Annotated in this window: 13 protein-coding genes and 2 pseudogenes; 4 read left to right on the top strand and 11 right to left on the bottom strand. The window is 65.2% G+C overall.

Annotated features, from left to right (window positions below; genetic code table 11):
- Positions 1 to 100: 100 nt before the first annotated feature.
- From J7I79_RS04475 to J7I79_RS04455, 5 genes are all read right to left on the bottom strand, one after another.
- A complete protein-coding gene (locus tag J7I79_RS04475; protein WP_214950773.1) occupies positions 101 to 481 on the bottom strand; it encodes a VOC family protein in 381 nt (126 codons plus the stop codon).
- 279 nt (positions 482 to 760) lie between these two features.
- On the bottom strand, positions 761 to 1,528 hold the full coding sequence (locus tag J7I79_RS04470) for an amino acid ABC transporter ATP-binding protein (RefSeq protein WP_285291286.1): 768 nt from the start codon (positions 1,526 to 1,528) through the stop codon (positions 761 to 763).
- On the bottom strand, positions 1,525 to 2,571 hold the full coding sequence (locus J7I79_RS04465; RefSeq protein WP_214950771.1) for an amino acid ABC transporter permease: 1,047 nt from the start codon (positions 2,569 to 2,571) through the stop codon (positions 1,525 to 1,527). Before J7I79_RS04465 ends, J7I79_RS04470 begins: the two co-directional genes overlap by 4 nt.
- Positions 2,572 to 2,577: 6 nt before the next feature.
- Positions 2,578 to 3,480, bottom strand: a complete 903-nt coding sequence (locus J7I79_RS04460; RefSeq protein WP_214950769.1) for an ABC transporter substrate-binding protein — start codon at positions 3,478 to 3,480, stop codon at positions 2,578 to 2,580.
- Positions 3,481 to 3,564: 84 nt separating this feature from the next.
- Complete coding sequence (locus J7I79_RS04455; RefSeq protein WP_214950767.1) at positions 3,565 to 4,836, bottom strand: alpha-hydroxy acid oxidase; 1,272 nt, start codon at positions 4,834 to 4,836, stop codon at positions 3,565 to 3,567.
- 131 nt (positions 4,837 to 4,967) lie between these two features.
- Between J7I79_RS04455 and J7I79_RS24720 the strand changes: the two genes are divergently transcribed.
- Complete coding sequence (locus J7I79_RS24720; RefSeq protein WP_214950765.1) at positions 4,968 to 6,602, top strand: CdaR family transcriptional regulator; 1,635 nt, start codon at positions 4,968 to 4,970, stop codon at positions 6,600 to 6,602.
- Between the two features lie 11 nt (positions 6,603 to 6,613).
- Here the strand turns inward: J7I79_RS24720 and J7I79_RS04445 are convergent, their stop codons facing one another.
- Entirely contained in the window at positions 6,614 to 8,128 is a 1,515-nt protein-coding gene (locus J7I79_RS04445) for an MFS transporter (RefSeq protein ID WP_214950763.1), read from the bottom strand.
- A 186-nt stretch (positions 8,129 to 8,314) separates the two neighbouring features.
- Positions 8,315 to 9,200 (bottom strand): annotated as a pseudogene (locus J7I79_RS04440) (GyrI-like domain-containing protein).
- A gap of 118 nt (positions 9,201 to 9,318) precedes the next feature.
- Here J7I79_RS04440 and J7I79_RS04435 point away from each other — a divergent pair.
- Together J7I79_RS04435 and J7I79_RS04430 are read left to right on the top strand one after the other, a co-directional pair.
- Positions 9,319 to 10,071, top strand: coding sequence for a metalloregulator ArsR/SmtB family transcription factor (locus J7I79_RS04435; protein WP_214950760.1), 753 nt, complete (start codon positions 9,319 to 9,321; stop codon positions 10,069 to 10,071).
- A gap of 170 nt (positions 10,072 to 10,241) precedes the next feature.
- A pseudogene (locus tag J7I79_RS04430) lies at positions 10,242 to 10,864 on the top strand (dihydrofolate reductase family protein).
- Between the two features lie 280 nt (positions 10,865 to 11,144).
- Here J7I79_RS04430 and J7I79_RS04425 read toward each other — a convergent pair.
- The gene (locus J7I79_RS04425) at positions 11,145 to 12,668 is read right to left on the bottom strand and encodes a SulP family inorganic anion transporter (RefSeq protein WP_214950755.1); all 1,524 of its coding nucleotides are present in this window, start codon (positions 12,666 to 12,668) and stop codon (positions 11,145 to 11,147) included.
- Positions 12,669 to 12,847: 179 nt separating this feature from the next.
- Here J7I79_RS04425 and J7I79_RS04420 point away from each other — a divergent pair, with 179 nt between their 5' ends.
- Positions 12,848 to 13,231: a MerR family transcriptional regulator gene (locus J7I79_RS04420; protein WP_214950754.1), complete on the top strand. Its 384-nt coding sequence runs from the start codon at positions 12,848 to 12,850 to the stop codon at positions 13,229 to 13,231.
- 172 nt (positions 13,232 to 13,403) lie between these two features.
- Here J7I79_RS04420 and J7I79_RS04415 read toward each other — a convergent pair whose 3' ends face one another.
- The 3 genes from J7I79_RS04415 to J7I79_RS04405 form a co-directional block, all read right to left on the bottom strand.
- Positions 13,404 to 14,594, bottom strand: a complete 1,191-nt coding sequence (locus J7I79_RS04415; RefSeq protein ID WP_251042356.1) for a glycosyltransferase — start codon at positions 14,592 to 14,594, stop codon at positions 13,404 to 13,406.
- Between the two features lie 112 nt (positions 14,595 to 14,706).
- A complete protein-coding gene (locus tag J7I79_RS04410; protein WP_214950752.1) occupies positions 14,707 to 16,326 on the bottom strand; it encodes an ABC transporter permease in 1,620 nt (539 codons plus the stop codon).
- Positions 16,326 to 17,240 carry an ABC transporter ATP-binding protein gene (locus tag J7I79_RS04405; RefSeq protein WP_214950751.1) on the bottom strand — a complete coding sequence of 305 codons (915 nt, stop codon included), beginning with the start codon at positions 17,238 to 17,240 and terminating at the stop codon, positions 16,326 to 16,328. Before J7I79_RS04405 ends, J7I79_RS04410 begins: the two co-directional genes overlap by 1 nt.
- Positions 17,241 to 17,440: the final 200 nt, after the last annotated feature.

Raw genomic sequence — 17,440 nt, 5'->3', positions numbered from 1 at the left:
GGACCGCGGCGGCGAGCGCCGACGTCGTTCTCTTTCAGCATTATGGCGCGACGCCGTTTCCTGTGGTGCCCGCCGCATTGCTCCGCTCGGGCGGTAGTTGTTACGGGCGCTGGGAGATGTTGAGAATGTTCCCTTCGCTGTCCAGGAACCAGGCGGCCTTCCCCCACTCATTCGTGGCAATGCCGTTCTCCGTCTTCAGCCCGGGCATGTCGTACTCTTCAAAGACGACGCCGCGGCCCCTCAGCTCCTCCACTTCGCGTTCGAGGTTGTCCGTGGCCCAGCCCATCTGCGTGTTCTTCGCCGTCCCTGCGTTCTCTGTCTGATAAACGAGGAAGCCCGTTCCGTGGCCCCCGCGGTAGATCAGGCTGTCCTCCTCCGCAGACTCAGAAGGTTCCAGGCCCAGCTTGTCCCGGTAGAAATCCTTCGCCCTCTTGATGTCCTTCGCGGGAAGGACAGCCATGATGTCTGAATCCGTGAGCATGATGATTTCCTCTGTGCATTGTTCTCGCGTTGATGGCGATGCCCTCCCCCTATAGCGGTTCCGGAGTGTCTCGTCCCGTGACCGCGTGGCCGCCCGTTCCGCCAAGTACCGGGGCGGCCACCTGGGACTCTGCTACGCCCCGCCAGGCATCATCGGCGCGAGGGTCCCCGAAGCTTATGGGGCCATTATGGAACTGATTCTTGGCTAGGGAAATAGTGCATCCCGCTGGCAACGTGCCATCGGTGCTGACCCTCGCGACGGGACCGGCGGATGCAGCGGTCAGAGGACCTTGGACAGGAACGCCTTGGTCCGGCGGTGCTGCGGATAGCTGAGGACCTGCCGGGGCGGTCCGGCCTCCACCACCACGCCCTCATCCATGAACACCAGCGTGTCCGCCACTTCGCGGGCGAATCCCATCTCGTGGGTGACCACGATCATGGTCATGCCGCTCTTGGCCAGTTCCTTCATGACGTCCAGCACCTCGCCCACCAGTTCCGGGTCCAAGGCGCTGGTGGGCTCATCGAAGAGCATCAGCTTCGGGTCCATGGCCAGGGCACGGGCGATGGCCACGCGCTGCTGCTGCCCGCCCGACAGGTGCGCCGGGTAGGCATCCCCCTTGTCCCCCAGGCCCACGCGCTCCAGCAGTTCCTTGGCCCGCCCGATGGCTTTGGACTTGGAAAGACCCTTCACCCGCATCGGAGCCAGGATGATGTTCTCCACCGCGGTCAGGTGCGGAAACAGGTTGAACCGTTGGAACACCATCCCGATTTCCTGGCGTTGGAGGGCTGCTTCCTTGAGCTTCAGCTCGTAAAGCTTGTCCCCCCTTTGGCGGTAGCCAACCAGCTGGCCGTCCACCGAAAGCCGGCCGCCGTCAACCCGTTCCAGGTGGTTGATGCAGCGCAGGAACGTCGACTTACCCGAACCGCTGGGTCCCACGATGCAGAGAACCTCCCCGGGGTCCACCTCCAGGCTGATCCCCCGTAGGACCTTGTTAGTACCGAAATTCTTGGAGACCCGCTCTGCGAGCACCATCGGCGCGTCCGTCATCCTTTTCCTCCAAAGTCATTGCCGAGCGGTCCGCCGGGAACGCCAGGCCCGCCGGGTACGGCGGTAGGTGCCGGTTCCGGCGTCGTGCTTCCCTTGCCCGTCTTGGCCCGTCCGGTGCCCCGCGAGAACCGCTTTTCAATGAAGTGCTGCCCCACCATCAGCACTGAGGTGAAAAGCAGGTACCAGAGCGAGGCCACGATGAGCAGCGGCACCGGAGTGAACGTCACCGCGGAAATACCGCGGGACACACCGTAAAGGTCAACGCTCAAGGGAATGGCGGCCACCAGTGAGGTGGTTTTGAGCATCGAGATCACCTCATTGCCCGTGGGCGGAATGATGATCTTCATGGCCTGCGGGACCACCACGTACCGCATGGTCTGCCCCCAGGACATGGCCAGCGCCGTCGAGGCTTCCTCCTGGCCCTCGTCGACGGACAGGAGCCCGGCACGCACGATCTCGGACATGTAGGCGGCTTCATTGAGGGCCAGCCCGATCACGGCGGTGATGAAGAGGTTGGTGAAGACCTCATTGGGGATGGTGACCCACGGGTCCATGAACGGAATGCCCAGCGTGAACACCGGATAGATGAGCGCCACGATGCCCCAGAAAACCAGCTGCACATAGACCGGAGTGCCCCGGAAAATCCAGATGTAGAGCCACGCAACGCTTTTCAGCACCGGGTTCGGCGAAAGGCGCATGATGGCCAGCAGCAGGCCGATGACGATCGCCCCGACCATCGCATAGATGGTCAGCGACAACGTCACCCACGCGGCCTGGCTGATCCGTCGGTCGAAGATGTACTTGCCCACATCCGGCCAGCCGTAGTCCGGCCGCTGGGCGGCGTCCAGCACAAAGACCGCCAAGCCGATGATGAGGAGAACGGCAACCAGGATACGCCAGGGGTGGCGGAGCGGGATCGCGACGATCGCTTCCGGCGGGGCGTTGTCCGCGCCCCCTCCGCTGCCAGCCCGGGACCTCCTGCCGGATTCCGGCCTCTTGCCGGGTTCCGCCTCAATCATCCGGCCGGGTTCCGGCTCGCTCATGCGCGCTCACCCCTTGGCTGCCACGTTGAGCTCCGCCGTCTTGACTCCGCCGGCTTCCACTCCCCACTTGGACAGGATCTTGGTGTAGGTACCGTCGTCGATCAGCGCCTGGAGGGCCTTCTGGAGGACCGGCGTAAATTCGCTGCCCTGGGCCACCGGGATCCCGTACGGCGCCACTTCGAAGGCATCGCCGGCGGTCTGCAGCTTGTCCTTGGTCTTGGAAATCGCGTAGAGGGTAACGGGCGAATCGGCGCTCATGGCGTCGACCTGGCCCACCACGAGGGCGTTGGTGGCCTGGTCCTGCGCGTCGTACTTGAAGATGGTGATGGCCGATCTGCCGGCGTCGGTGCAGGCCTTCGACTTGGCGGGGACTTCGTGGGTGTCCTCATACGTGGTTGCCTGGACGGCCACCTTGAGCCCGCAGGCATTGTCGGGGTCCACGGTCTTGCCCTTGGGGGCGGCCCACTGGATCCCGGCAGAGTAGTAGTTCACGAAATCCACCTGCTTTTCGCGTTCCAGCGTGTCCGTGAAGGAGGACATGCCCATGTCGTCCTTCCCTGCGCGCACGGCGGGGAGGATGTTGTCGAAGGTGCCGATGTCGAAGTTGACCTTCAGGCCCATCACCTTGCCCAGGGCGTTGGTCAGGTCCACGGACCAGCCTGCCGGCGCACCGTTGTCGTCCTTGAATTCGTTGGGCGGGTAGTTGTTTGCCATGCCGACGTTGAGCACGCCCGCGCTCTTGATTTTCTCCGGGAGCATGGCGGCAATGGACTCATTCTTTTTCACGTCGACGGCGTCAGGGGTGCCGGATGCACCGCCGGTGGCGGCCGGTGCGCTGTTGTCGACGCAGCCGGAGAGCGCGAGCGCCGTGGCTATGGTGAGGACGGGAAGTAGGTATCGGGTGCGCATGGTTTCCTTAGCTGTTCAGGGATTCTCCGGGTTCCCGCAAGTCTGCGGGAGGAGGGCACTGTGTGCCTGCAAGTTCAGAACTCGTTAGTGCGTGTTGCCTGACGCCGTTGTTTCGAGGATTTCTCCGGAATGACGGATGTCCCGAAGAATTTCCCCGCCTCGAGCCTTCAACTCGGAGATGCTGGAAACGCCTACCAACGTCATGGTACGCCGCAGCTCGTCCGCGAAGATGTCGATGATGCGCCCGACACCCGGTGAACCGGCCGCCACCAATCCGTACAGGTAGGCCCTGCCGATCGAGCAGGCATCGGCGCCCAGCGCCAGCGCCTTGAGGATGTCGCTCCCCCGCCGGATGCCCGAGTCCACATAAATCTCCATCGAATCTCCCACCCGCTGGCGGGACTCCTGCAGCACATCCATCGGACTCAGCATGTGGTCCAGTTGGCGGCCGCCGTGGTTGCTCAGCTGGACGGCATCCAGGCCGATCCTTGCGGCCTTTTCGACGTCGGCCGGATTCACGCAGCCCTTGAGCACGATCTTTCCGTGCCACGCTTCACGCAAGGCGTCCAGTTCCTTCCATCCGCTGGTGGCATCCGAGTGGCCAAGGATGTGCTGCCACATCGACGGGGTGACTACGGAGGTGGCCGCGGGACTGCGCGGATCCAGGTTCGGAAAACTGATGCCGTCCGCCTTCAGGAAGTTGATCCACCAGGAAGGCCGGCGGGCGATGTCCGCCATGGTTGACAGCGTCAGCGCCGGCGGCGCGGTGAAGCCGTTGTGGAGGTCCCGTTCCCTGGCGCCCAGCGCCCGCGTGTCGACGCCGACAATCAGCGTGCTGAATCCGGCGGCTTCGCAGCGCGCCAGTTTGTCCTTCAGCGCCTTGGCGTCGGAGGTGAGCCCGATGTTGAACCAGCGGTCGAGTGCCGGGTAGCCCTCGGCAATGGTCTCCATGGCCACGGTGCTCAGCCCGGCCAGCCCATAGGGGATGCGGGCCCGGTCGGCGGCGGCCGCGACGGCCGACTCGCCCTCTGGATGGAACAGGCGGGTTGCGCCGGTTGGCGTCAACGTCAGGGGCAGGGCACTGTTTTTCCCGAGCAACGTTGTGCCGGTGTCAGGTCCGGAGACCGGGCCCCAGCTGGGCATAAGCGCCCAGGAATCGAAGACCGCGCGGTTGCGGCGGAGCGTCACTTCGTCCTCAGAGCCGCCGTCGAGATAATCGAAAATCCCCGCCGGCAGGACTTTCTGCGCCGACTTTCGGTATTCCTCCACATTGAAAGCGTTGGCCAGCACACGGCGTCGCCGGGATAGGACGGGGGCTTTGACCTGGATGAGCTGCTTGGCTTCGCTGAGTTTCAATTGCGGCCTTCCAGTTCGTGCGTGCGTTACCGTTCAGCGTAGGAAGCGGAACCCCGTGCCACTATGGAGCTTGCGACAAATTAAGGGGCACAGAATTACGACTACCTACCAAAGAGTGCATCGGTGACACCGTGAGGGTGCTCCCCGCGGCGCAGAATCAGGGCCTGCCCACTCTGGCGGATGTCGCGCGTTCGGCGGGATCGGAAATTGTCAGCCTCGTCGAAATGCCGGCTGATGACCAGCAGCTTGTGGCGGGTTCCGTGCTGTACGACTCGACGGCCCGGCCCGCCACGTTCCCCGGCGCTGTTGCCCTGGCCATCGGCCTGTCGCTGTCCGGAAAGCGTCTGCGCGTGAAAGTCCAGGAGCTCCACGACGCCGGCTACGTGGCGATCGTCTACAAATCCAACGGCAGCCCGGACGCCGCCCTCCGGGCAGCCGCCCGGGAAACGGCAATGGCCCTCTTCCGCGCCTCCGACTCCGTTCCGTGGAACCAGCTGGCGGAGATCATGGACGCGGCGGTGGTCCCGCACCGGCAGTCAGGCCGCACCTTGGTGGACATCCGCCCCGGGGACCTGTTCGACCTGGCCAACACCGTCGCGGCCCAGGCCGGCGGCGCCATCGCGATCGCCGATCCCGACCAGACGATCCTGGCCTATTCGACCCTCCCGGACCAGCCCATTGACGAGACCCGGCGGAGCTCGATCCTGCGTCTGCACGTTCCGCACTCCGTTCAGACCGACAAGGACTACCGGCGCGTCCATGCCGCCAGCGATGCGCTGAATGTGGCGACGGAGGACCCCCTGCTCCGCCGCACGGCCATCGCCATCCGGGCCGGCGGGGCCGTTCTGGGATCGCTCTGGCTCCTCGAACGCTCCGAACACCACAGCGAGGACGCGAACCGGATCCTGCGTGAAGCCGCCAACGTTGCCGCGCTCCATATCCTGCACAAACGCACAACGTACGTTTCGAACCTCACCCGCCAGATGGACTTAGTCCGGCCGCTGCTGTTCGAACCGGAGCGCGCCGAGCTGGCCGCCATGCGGCTGGGAATATCGGCATCTTCGATCCGTGTGGCCGCCCTCAGCGTCTGGCCGGCGGACGCCATAGCCGCCGAAACACTGCAATCACGCCTCAGGCTCTTCGACACCATCCGGACCGCCTGCGCCATCCGGCTGCCCTCCGCCGTCTGTGGGCTCTCGGACGGCATCGTGTACATCGTCCTGCCGCAGAGCACTGAAGCATCCGTGCAATTTCAACGCGGCGCGATTCTCAAAATTGTCCAGAACGCGCGCCGGCTTCTGTCACGCCCGGTCCTGGCCGCCCTGGGTGTGGCGGCCGCCATCGACCGGCTTGCAGAGTCCCGGGTCAACGCGGAACTGGTCCTGTCCGAACTGGTCCGCAACGTCGTCGAGGGGCGCATACCTGCCGACTCCGATGACGTGGTGGCCGACGACGACTCCCTCGGCTCGCGGCTGCAGCTGCGCCAGATCGTCTCGTCGCTGACGGCGTCCGGTCAGCTGCCGGGGACCCATGCGCTCAGGATCGCCGAGTACGACGAACACCATAAGAAATCCTTTGAAAAGACCATCCACGCCTACCTGCGCTGCGGCGGCAACGCGATCGAGGCCGCCAAGTCCCTGGACGTGCACGTCAACACGGTCCGCTACCGCTTATCCCGGGTGGAGGCCCTCTTCGGCATCGACCTGGACGACCCCGAAACGCGCCTGCTCGTGTGGTTGCAGTTGTGGGCGAGACACAACCAGTAGAGCCGGCTCCCTCAGCTACCCGACGTCGTCCCCGAATGTCCCACGTGCGCCGCCCTCGCGGTCTCATAGCTGCTGTCGAACGGCAGCGTGTCCATGTCCAGCAGCGGGTTCTCGTCCTGCGTCGCCACCAGTTCGCGGGCCGCTTCATCCGAGTCCACGCTGGGCATCGACCCGGGCAGGTGCCGCCGGGCGGATTCAGGCAGGAAGTAGATGGTGACTGCAGCAATCGCCGAAGTGGCCATCAGGTAGTACGCGGGCATCATGTCGTTGCCTGTCGCCTGGATGAGGGAGGCGATGATGAACGGGGTGGTGCCGCCGAAGATCGCCACGGCGAAGTTGTAGGCGATGCCCATGGCACCGTAACGGTGGGCCGTGGGAAACAGCGCCGGCAGCGCCGAGGCGAGATTGGCCACGAAGAACGTGACCGGGAAGGCGACCAGGGCGAGGCCGGCAAGGGTGGCCGGAACCGTTCCTATCGAGATCAGAGTGAACGCTGGGATGGCTAGCACCACCGTGCTCACGGCACCGATCCAGAGCACGGGGCGCCGCCCGATCTTGTCCGAAAGGTGCCCGGTGAAGGGGATGCACAACGACATGACCACCAGGACGGGGATGGTCAGCAGCGTCCCATGGATCTCGTCGTATCCCTTGTTGCTGGTCAGGTATGTCGGCATGTAGGACGTCAGGGCGTAGCCCACCGTGTTGGCGGCAGCCACAAGAATCATGGCCAGCACGATCCTGCGCCAGTGGGCCTTGAAAATGCCCACCGGGCCCACAGGTCCGAGCACCTCACCGGTTTCGGGATGCCGGGCCGATTCCTCTTCCGCTTCCAAGGTTGCCCGGAACACCGGTGATTCCTCGATCTTCATCCGGAAATAGATGGCGATAATGCCGAGCGGACCGGCGATGAGGAACGGGATGCGCCAGCCCCACGCCTCCATTTGCTCCTGGCCCAGCGTCAGCTGAAGGGCGGAAACCAGGCCAGCGCCAAGGGCGAAGCCCAGGTAGCTGCCCATGTCCAGGAAACTGACGAAGAAGCCCCGGCGCCTGTCCGGCGAATGCTCGCAGACGAACGTGGTTGCGCCGGCGTACTCACCGCCGGTGGAAAACCCCTGCACCAGTTTGGTGACCACGAGAAGTATGGCGGCCCAGATTCCCAGCACGGCGTAGCCGGGGAGCAGCCCGACGGCGAAAGTCGCCGCGGCCATGAGCATCAGGGTCATGGCCAGCACCTTCTGGCGGCCGATCTTGTCACCCAGCCAGCCGAAGAAGACGCCGCCCACGGGGCGGGCGATGAACGTGGCACCGAAGGTTCCCAGCAGGAACAGGTTCTGCACCGCTTTGTCGGCCTCGGGCAGGAACACCGGGCCCATGGTGGTGATCAGGTAACCGAACACACCGACGTCGTACCACTCCATGGTGTTGCCGACGATGGTGCCGCCAAGCGCTTTCCTCAGCGTCCGGTGGTCAACGACATTGATGTCCGGCACGCGCAGGCGGCGGATCTTCGGAGGCTGAACGGTCATGGCCGCGGCCCTCCCGCGTCGACGTTCATCTGTCCTTGGCACTGGCTCTGAAGCATTTTCATTCCTCCACGGGAGGTCACGCGTCATCCCCAAATGGCGCCATCTTGGGCGTTGGACTCACGGTGCTCCGACCATTTTCGCACCGCCGCCCGGGCACATCAATGAAATACGGCGCTTCTCTCGTCGTTAGGCCCGTTCCACCGGCAGCCACAAGTCGGAGGTTGCGGTGCTGAAGTCGGCGGCGCGGTGGAGAATGGCCACGACCGACGGGCCGGGCCTCAGCCGCCAGGGGTTGGACGGGAACCAGTCAGAGGCCGTCACCGCCCACGTGGACTGGAGGGCCGCCGGGTAGGGTCCGGTGGTGCGGAACACCGCCCAGGCACCGGCTGGGACCTCGATCGTGTCGAGGTCTTCGGGCACCGGCGTTCCTTCGCTGACGGCGACGCCGTGCAGGTAAGTCAGCTCGCTGCCCTCGGTGTAGTCGGGGTCAACGTCGGTGCTCACCTGAAGCAGTCCTGCCGGTTCGGTGTTGCTCAGTGCCTTGAGGCGAAGGTGCTCCGCCTCGGGCAGCGAGGCGATATGCGCTTGGATGTGCGGGTTGGGGCCGTGGTGAATGAGCGGGACGCGGGCCGTGTGGCCGACGAGCCGGAAGGCCGGTTGATCTGCGATGCGAGTATCCATCGTGGTATTCCCTTCTATGGTCAGGCGGAACCTGAGCTGTGGTTGTGTGCGAAGGGGGCCACCGTCTCGGCGCGCATCGCTGGGGCTGACGCCATGCACCGCGCGGAAGGCCCGGCTGAATGCTTCGGTGGAGCCATAGCCGAAGCGCACTGCAGTCCTCAAACAGGTCGCGATCTCCTATGACATCGGCCGCGGCGACGGTCATGCGCCGTCGCCGGATGTACTCGGACAACGGCATGCCAGCCAGGGACGAGAACATCCGGCGAACGTGATATTCCGTCGTGCCGAGGTCGCTCGTCAGGCCGGCGACGTCGATCTCCTCGGTGAGGTGCTCCTCTATAAAACCGACGACTCGATTCAGAACTGCGATCACGGTTTCCTCCTTCCGCATCAAGCCTGCTGCGTCGACACAAACCCACGCCCAACTATTGCGGTCCGATTCGATCGCGCTCCCCCAGAGCCTCAAAAACCCCTAGACATGTGACCAATTAGTCACCTATTCTGGAGCTGTGGACGCCGTATTCAAGGCCCTCGCCGACCCCACCCGCCGTGATCTCCTGGACGAACTGTTCCGGGAGGACGGGCAGACCCTGCACGCGCTCGAGGCACGCTTCGACATGACCCGCTACGGCGTCATGAAGCACCTCAAGCTGCTGGAGGAAGCCGGCCTGGTGGTCACCCGCCGTCGGGGCCGCGAGAAACTCCACTTCCTGAATCCGGTGCCCATCCGGCTGGTCCACGACCGCTGGGTCAGCAAATATGCCGAACCATGGGCCGCTGCCCTCAGCGACCTCAAAACCCGATTGGAAAGTCCCATGGAAAAGATCTTCGAAATCTATATCAAGACCACCCCGGAGCGGCTCTGGGAAGCCATCACGGACAGCGAAATCCGCAGCAAGTACCAGTTCGGGATGAACATCAGCTCGGACTGGACGCCCGGATCCCGGTTCGAGATGGCACCCGACGGCGGGGACCCGCTGGGCGAGGGCGAAAACATCGAAGTGGACCCGCCCCGGAAGCTCGTCCAGACCATGCGGGCGCTCTGGGGCGAGGACGTCAAGGCCGAAGGAACGTCGCGCATCACGTGGGAGATCGAGCCGGTGGGCGACGATTCCTGCCACCTCACCGTCACGCACGACCAGCTCCGCGAAGGCGCCAACGACCAGCTCTACGGCGGCTGGCCAATGATCCTCTCGGGCCTGAAGACCTGGCTGGAAACCGGCGAGCTCCTCACCACGCCCGGCTCCCTCATGTACACCTGAGGCGGGTTCACCTAAGGCAACCGCCGGACGTAACCCGGGCGCCGCCGTCGTACTCCCCCGCCGGGCGGGACCACCGGGTGCCGCCGAGCCGATGCTACCGGTCATTTCGTGTGGCAACCTCGAAGTGATCCCGCCGCCGGGGCGACGGCGGGCTGCAGAAGGAGCACGGCATGGGACTTATCCATATCGACCTGTTCACCACGCTCGACGGCGTCGCGCAGGCGCCCGGAGGGCCGGAGGAGGACGCTGAAGGCGGTTTCGCGTTTGGCGGCTGGCAGGCGCCCCTCATTGACGAGGGGGTCGGCGACCAGATTGACTCCGGGATGGCGGGGATGGACGCGCTGCTGCTTGGGCGCCGGACCTACGACGTTTTCGCCTCGTACTGGCCGCACGCGAACGGGGACATCGCGCGGCTGTTCAACCGCCTCCCGAAATACGTGGCATCGCGCCAGACGCCCACCCTCGAGTGGGCCGGCTCCACACTGCTCGGCCCTGATGTCCCCGCGGCAGTGCGCGAACTGCGCGAAAGCACGAGAACATCCACGTCATCGGCAGCCTCGACTTCGTGCAGACCCTGTTCGCCGAGAAGCTCTTCGACCGGCTCACGCTCTGGGTGTATCCGATCCTCCTCGGCGGCGGCAAAAAGGTCTTCGCCAACGGGGTGGTTCCGACGAACCTCACACTCATCGAGCCGGTGGTCGCCTCACCGAAGGGTGCGGTGCTGCAGCGCTACGCGCTCGCCGACGGCACACCCGGCGTCGGCGACATGTCGGCCGTCGACCAGGAGGGCTAGCCGCGGCGGTACAGGCCCTTGGCGTACGCGGTCTGCCCCACGTGCTGGAGGCAGTCGGCAATCGTGCTGGAGGCTGCGCGGCTTCAGCCGTGCGGCCGGGACGGGCGGCTGCGGTATTGCTGTGCAAAACCTGTTCAAGTCCTGCGCCAATACTGGGCGGTTTCCAACCATCGTCGCAACGGGCTTGTTTTTGACGTTAGCAGTAGGGGTGAACGCATAAGGCACGCGATCAGGTTCTTTCGATCGCGTGCCTTATGTAGTGAATTTATCCGGCCCGTTACTAGTGACCTCCGCCGAGTTTCCCGCCGAGGCGTTCGCGCATCGTGGTGCTGGCCTCGTTGAGGCCGATAATCTTCACGTCTTTGCCGTGATGGCGGTACTTCTCGGTGATCGCATCAAGTGCGGCGATGGTGGACGCGTCCCAGAGGTGGGAGGCGTGCATGTCGATGACAACATGATCCGGATCCAGCGCGTATTCGAACTGCGTGTAGAGATCGTTGGAGGAAGCGAAGAACAGCTCGCCGTCCACGACGTACGTCGCGGTCTCGTGGCCGTCAACGGCGATGACCGTGCGTTCGACGGTGACGAAGTGGGCCACGCGCCGGGCGAAGAGAACCATCGCCACCAGGACTCCGACGCCGACGCCGATGGCCAGGTTGTGGGTGGCGACGGTGACGATGACGGTGGCGACCATGACCATGGTTTCGCTCTTGGGCATCATCTTCAGGGTGCGGGGGTGGATGCTGTGCCAATCGAACGTGGCCCAGGAAACGAAGATCATCACCGCGACGAGGGCGGCCATCGGGATCACCGAAACAACGCCGCCAAGGGCAACGACGAGGATGAGCAGGAAGACGCCGGCGAGGAAGGTGGAGATGCGGGTGCGGGCGCCGGAGGCTTTGACGTTGATCATGGTCTGGCCGATCATCGCGCAGCCGCCCATGCCGCCGGTGAATCCGGTGACGATGTTCGCCACGCCCTGCCCCCAGGCTTCACGGGTCTTGTGGGACCGGGTGTCCGTGATGTCATCGACCAGCTTCGCGGTCATGAGGGATTCGAGGAGTCCGACGAAGGCCATGGCCAGCGCGAAGGGGAAGATAATCTGCAGGGTATCGAGGCTGAACGGAACGTTCGGAATAAACAACGACGGCAGCGAGTCCGGCAGCTCGCCCTTGTCACCCACAGTCGGAACGGCGACGGAAGCGAGAACGGTAATGAGGGTTAGCACCACGATCGCCACGAGAGGGGCGGGAACCACTCTCGTGAGTTTGGGCAGGCCGAACACAATGACCAGGGCCAGCGCTACCAGCGGGTAGACCAGCCACGGGACGCCGAGCAGCTCGGGAACCTGTGACATGAAGATCAGAATGGCCAGGGCGTTGACGAAGCCCACCATCACCGAACGCGGGATGAAGCGCATCAGCTTGGCCACCCCGGAGACGCCCAGGATGACCTGGAAGATCCCCGCAAGAATGACCGCGGCGATGAAGTAATCCATCCCGTGGGACTTCACCAGCGGGGCAATGACCAGCGCGACCGCGCCGGTGGCGGCGGAGATCATCGCCGGCCTGCCTCCGACGAAGGCTATGGTGACGGCCATCGTGAAGGAGGCGAACAGCCCCAGTCGCGGATCGACCCCGGCGATGATCGAGAAAGCGATCGCTTCCGGGATCAAAGCCAAGGCCACGACCAGTCCGCCGAGGACTTCGGTCTTGAGCCGGCGCGGGGACTTCAGGGTTTCCCGGACCGATTGGAGCTGTTCGGGCGTGTAGGCCGGGGCTTCCCCGGCGGTTTTGACGGCCATTGCTGGCTCCGTTCATGGTCAGGAAGACGCAGAGCAGCGCCTTCGCTTTTTCGAAGAATGAAGGGGCGCAGCACCGCGCCAGGATGAGGGGAACTACCCTTGAAGGTCTCACCGCTCACCAAAAACTCTACCCTAACGTGATGGTAGAGTTTAAGCCGGATAAGGAAGGGAGGTCCCTGATGACAGCCAAAACCAGCAGCACGACCATGCACATCGGTGAACTGGCAGAACGGACGGGCCTGTCCCTGCGCACCATCCGGCACTACGACGAAGTGGGTTTGCTGCCTGCCACAGCACGGACCGACGGCGGGTTCAGGGTCTATTCAGAGGACGACTTCGAACGTCTCATGGTGATCAAGCAGATGAAACCCTTGGGGTTCTCACTGGAGGAAATGGCCGAGATTCTCGCTATCCTCTCCCCCGAAGAGGAGACGCGAGCCAGCGCGAAAGCGCAGGCCAAACTCTCTGGCTTCCTGGAAAAGGCCGTCATTCAACGGGCGAAAATGGCACGTAACCTGGCGCAGGCCGATGAGCTCATCGAGAGACTGAGCGCGACAGGCTGACCGGGCGGCGCACTTCTTACTGCCCGGAGTCTTCCTGAGTTGTTGGCTTGCGATGCCGCTGGGTGGCTCAAAGCGAAGTTGGTGGCGCGCTTGCCCCTCGGAGGACGGCCCCGGGCCTCGGTAAGACTCTTCCCCACAACAGCCCATGCTGCGCCGAGTGCGGCCCTCATGGTCAGCCGGCCAGGTTCTCCAGGACCTCAACCGCGACGGCGGCACCGTCCTCCTTCCGTATGAGCTCTCCTGCCCGCATAGCATCATCGCGGCAGTTCTCCGTCTGGCCGAGGGCGTCCGTGAGCCGGTCCACGGTGAGCTTCCGGTACGGGATCGGTTCCGGTGCAAGGCCGCGGCGGTGAAGCACATTTCCCCAGAACGGCTGGTCGCCGATGAAGGGCACCACGATGGAGGGAATGCCCGCCCCGGCGACTGCGTGGACCGTGCCTGCCCCGCCGTGGTGGATCGCCGCCGTTGCCCGAGGCAGGACATGGTCGTGGGCCACTGAGTCCCTGATCAGAACGTCGTCGCCGGCTGTCCCGGAGATGTCCAGACCGCCCCACCCGGTCGTGACCAGAACCTTCAAGCCGCTTCGGCGGGCTGCGTTGATGATTATTTCGCCGCGTCCTCTGGCGTCACCGGCCTTCATGGAGCCGAAGCCCGCGTAGACATAGTTCCCGCTGTGAATGAAGTCCTCCAGCTCCGCATCCGCATCGGCCGTCACGGGCTTCCCGGCCCAGTGGCCGGTGAGATGGACACTGGGAGGCCAGTCCCGTGGCCGGGGCAGCAGCTGGGGACTGACCGGGACCATTGATACCTGTGTTCCTGCCCGCCGCTTCGGGCCGGCCGGGAGCATCTTCAAGGCTGCCTCCAGCTCGCGGCGGAACATGAGCGTGGCGAGGCGTGCCGCCTGATAGGTGGCACGGTTCAAGGGTCCCAGGTTTACCGAGGTGATGTACGGTGCGGGAAACTCCCGGGTCCTGGTCAGGGAGGGAACGGTCTCCACAATGACCGACGGGATGCCGACCCTGTCGGCGGCGATCGGCGCACTGAGAACCTTTGGGTGATAGACCACCACATCGGGAGCGAAGGAAATGATGTGCTCGACGGCGGCGGTCAGCAGCCGGCCGACGCCTGGTCGAATCACCGTCCTGAACGTGGTGGACACACGCCCTGGGGAAACGCCCTGATCGCTGATGAGCTGCGCGAAATCCATGTGCAGAGTGACGGCATCGAGGCCCGCCGTATCCACCCCGGAATGGTCCGGCACGCCCAGCCGAACCTGATGTCCTTTGGCCCCGGCAGATCGTGCCAGAGCAACAAAAGGCTCGACGTCACCGCGCGTCCCCGCGGTCAGCAGCAAGATCTTCATTTTGCGGTGCCTCCTTCCATTGTTTCCCTTGATACCGTCCATTACGGGGCGGTCCGGAGCACCAGCCGGCCCTCTGTGATCCGGCAGCGGGAAATTACATACACGATAAATTTCATGCGGTGAGATCCCGCCGCTGGATGGAGTAGGCAGCCAGGCCCGACAGGGCGGCCGCAACCACGGCCAAACCCAGCGCCCCGGCCTGGTCGAAGGATTCCACTGGCATGGCCGAGGAGTGACGGAACGGGCTCATGTCCTGCAGCCACACCGGCAGGCCGAACAGTTCCCCGAATTCGCCCAGGACAAGTCCGGCGGCCAGCATCCCCCAACCCAGCGGGATGCTGAGCCGCGGTGCGGCGGCGAAGACCACGGAGGCCGCGGCCAGGAACACCAGGGATGCGGGAACATGCGCCAGCGCGGCCGGCACCACGGACCCGGCGGGTCCGTTGGCCGTGCCCGAGAGTCCCAGGCCGATGGCGGCAGCAGTGCCGGCCGTTCCGGAGACAACGACCGCGGACACGGCGGCGATAGACAGGTTCGCGCCGAGCCACCGGGCCCGGGACACGGGCGTGGCGAGAAGGAGCTCGGCCCTGCCCTCTGCCTCTTCTGCGCGCATTCGCAGCACCGCCTGAATTCCTGCAGCCGCGGCGAACACCCCTGCGACACCAAGCAGGGCCGTCACGAACACGTCAATCAGGCCGGCCTGGCCGCCCGGCACGAGCCGGGAAATCAGGTCCCGCAGCGGCGCGACACTGGACACGGTCTCGGAAACCAGGGGGCCAAGGGCGCCGGCCACGGCACCCAGGGCCGCGGCCCCGACGCACCATCCGGCCAAGGTGGAGCGTTGCAGGCGCCAGGCCAAACCAACGAATGACGTGCCCCCGACTCCGGCGCGCTCCCTGCCATCGCGCTGGGGCAGAAGGCTGGCGCCCATATCCCGCCGCCGCCGGATCAGCACGGCAGTGGCTGCCAGCCCCAGCGCGGCAGCAAGAAGGACCAGCAGCGCGAACAGGTCCGGGCCTGTGAAGGGCCGTGACCGCTGGCCCCAGCCGATGGGCGACAGCCGCGACGGCCACGCACTGGCCACGTGCAGCAGATCCGCCGCCGGGGTCCCCAGGGCATCCCCGACACCCCGGAGCAGATACGCAGCCCCTACCAGGCCTGCGGCGGCACCGTTCGTGCTCCTGCCCGAGGGGAGGAGCTGGGCAGCGACCGCGGCGAGGCCCACAAAGAAGACACCCACAGCACCGACAGCCGCCCCGGCCCACACTGCGCCGGGAACCGGCAGCCCGGCCGCGACGAAACCGGCGGCAACGCACACGGCCAGGAGCAGGTTCGCGACCGCGCCCAGCAGAAGGGTCGCCGCAACGGAGGCTGCCCGCGGGAGCGGGACCGAGCCGAGGAGTTCGGCCCGTCCGAGCTCCTCATCGGTGCGGGTGTGCCGCACCACCAGGAAAGTGCTCATCAGTCCTGCCAGGACAGCCGTGAACGCGTAGCCCTGGAAGAACACGACAGCCCCGACGCCGGTGCCGTCAGGCAGGCCGCGGACGAAGAGGAACGCCGGATTCGATGCTGCCAGGGTCAAGAGCGCCGCCTGCGCGGACTCGTCAGCGAATTGCGTGACGACCGCGCTGGAGGTCGCGAAGCCGAGCAGGGCGATGCCCAGAATCCAGACCGGCAGCGTCACCCGATCCCGGCGCGCCTGGAACAATGCCAGCTGCACCACGCCAGCCATCACTGGACTCCGCTGTCGCTGCGGTCACGGTAGTGGCGCAGGAACAAGGACTCCAGGGATGGCGGGGCGACTGTGAGTCCGCTGATCCCTGGCTCGGCGATGCCGGCCAGGACAGCACCGAGGTCGGCGGTGTCAGCGTCGAACTCGGCGGCGGCGCCGTCGATGCTGATCCCGTGCGTGCCGGGCAGCGCAGCCAAGCGCGCCGGCTCGGCCAGTCCGGTGACCCGGAAATGGGTGCGTTTCAGGTGCCGGAGTTCGCCCAGGGTTCCGGTCTCTACCGCGGTTCCGAACCGGATGATGGTGATCCGGTCGCAGAGCTGTTCGACCTCGCTGAGAATGTGGCTGGACAGCAGGACGGTTGCCCCGTCCCTGCTGACACGTTCGATCTGGCGGCGAAACACGGCATCCATCACGGGGTCCAGGCCGGCGCTGGGCTCATCAAGCAGATACAGCCGGGCCGGGCGGGCGAACGCGGCGATCAGGGCGACTTTCTGCCGGTTACCTTTCGAGTAGGTGCGGGCCTTTTTCCGCGGGTCGAACTCAAACTCCTCGATGAGCTCACGGCGCAGATTCCCGTTGGCGCCGCCGCGCAGGCCGGTGAGCAGATCGATGACTTCCCCGCCGGAGAGGTTCGGCCACAGACTCACATCACCCGGGACGTAAGCGATGTCCCGATGCGTGTTGACAGGTTCGGCCCAGGGATTCAGACCGAAGACCCGGGCCGTGCCGGCGGTGGGGCGGATCAGCCCCAGGAGAATCCTCAGCGTCGTGGATTTGCCGGCACCGTTGGGGCCCAGAAAACCGTGGATTTCACCGGCGGCGACGCTCAGGTTCAGGCCGTCCAGTGCCCGTGTCCTGCCGAAATCCTTGACTAGACCCAGGGTTTCGATGACAGGTTGTGTTGCTGCATTCATGAGCCGTCCGCTCCTCAGGTCATCACGCGAACACCCGAGGCGGTCGCCGGGGCGTTCCGCAGGCATTGCCCACGGGCCGACCAGGCTTCCCGGCTCTCCGATCCAAAGCATACAAGCACCCGAACGGACTAGGAAGGCCAGTGCACCCCGCCGGGTGGGACCACCGGGTGCCGCCGAGCCGTTGCTACCGGTCATTTCGT

It is taken from the genome of Arthrobacter sp. ISL-69, from assembly GCF_018613775.1.
In the GTDB taxonomy this organism is placed as follows: domain Bacteria; phylum Actinomycetota; class Actinomycetes; order Actinomycetales; family Micrococcaceae; genus Arthrobacter.
Note: the sequence above shows the minus strand (reverse complement) of the source record. Positions and strands in the feature narration are given on the sequence as shown.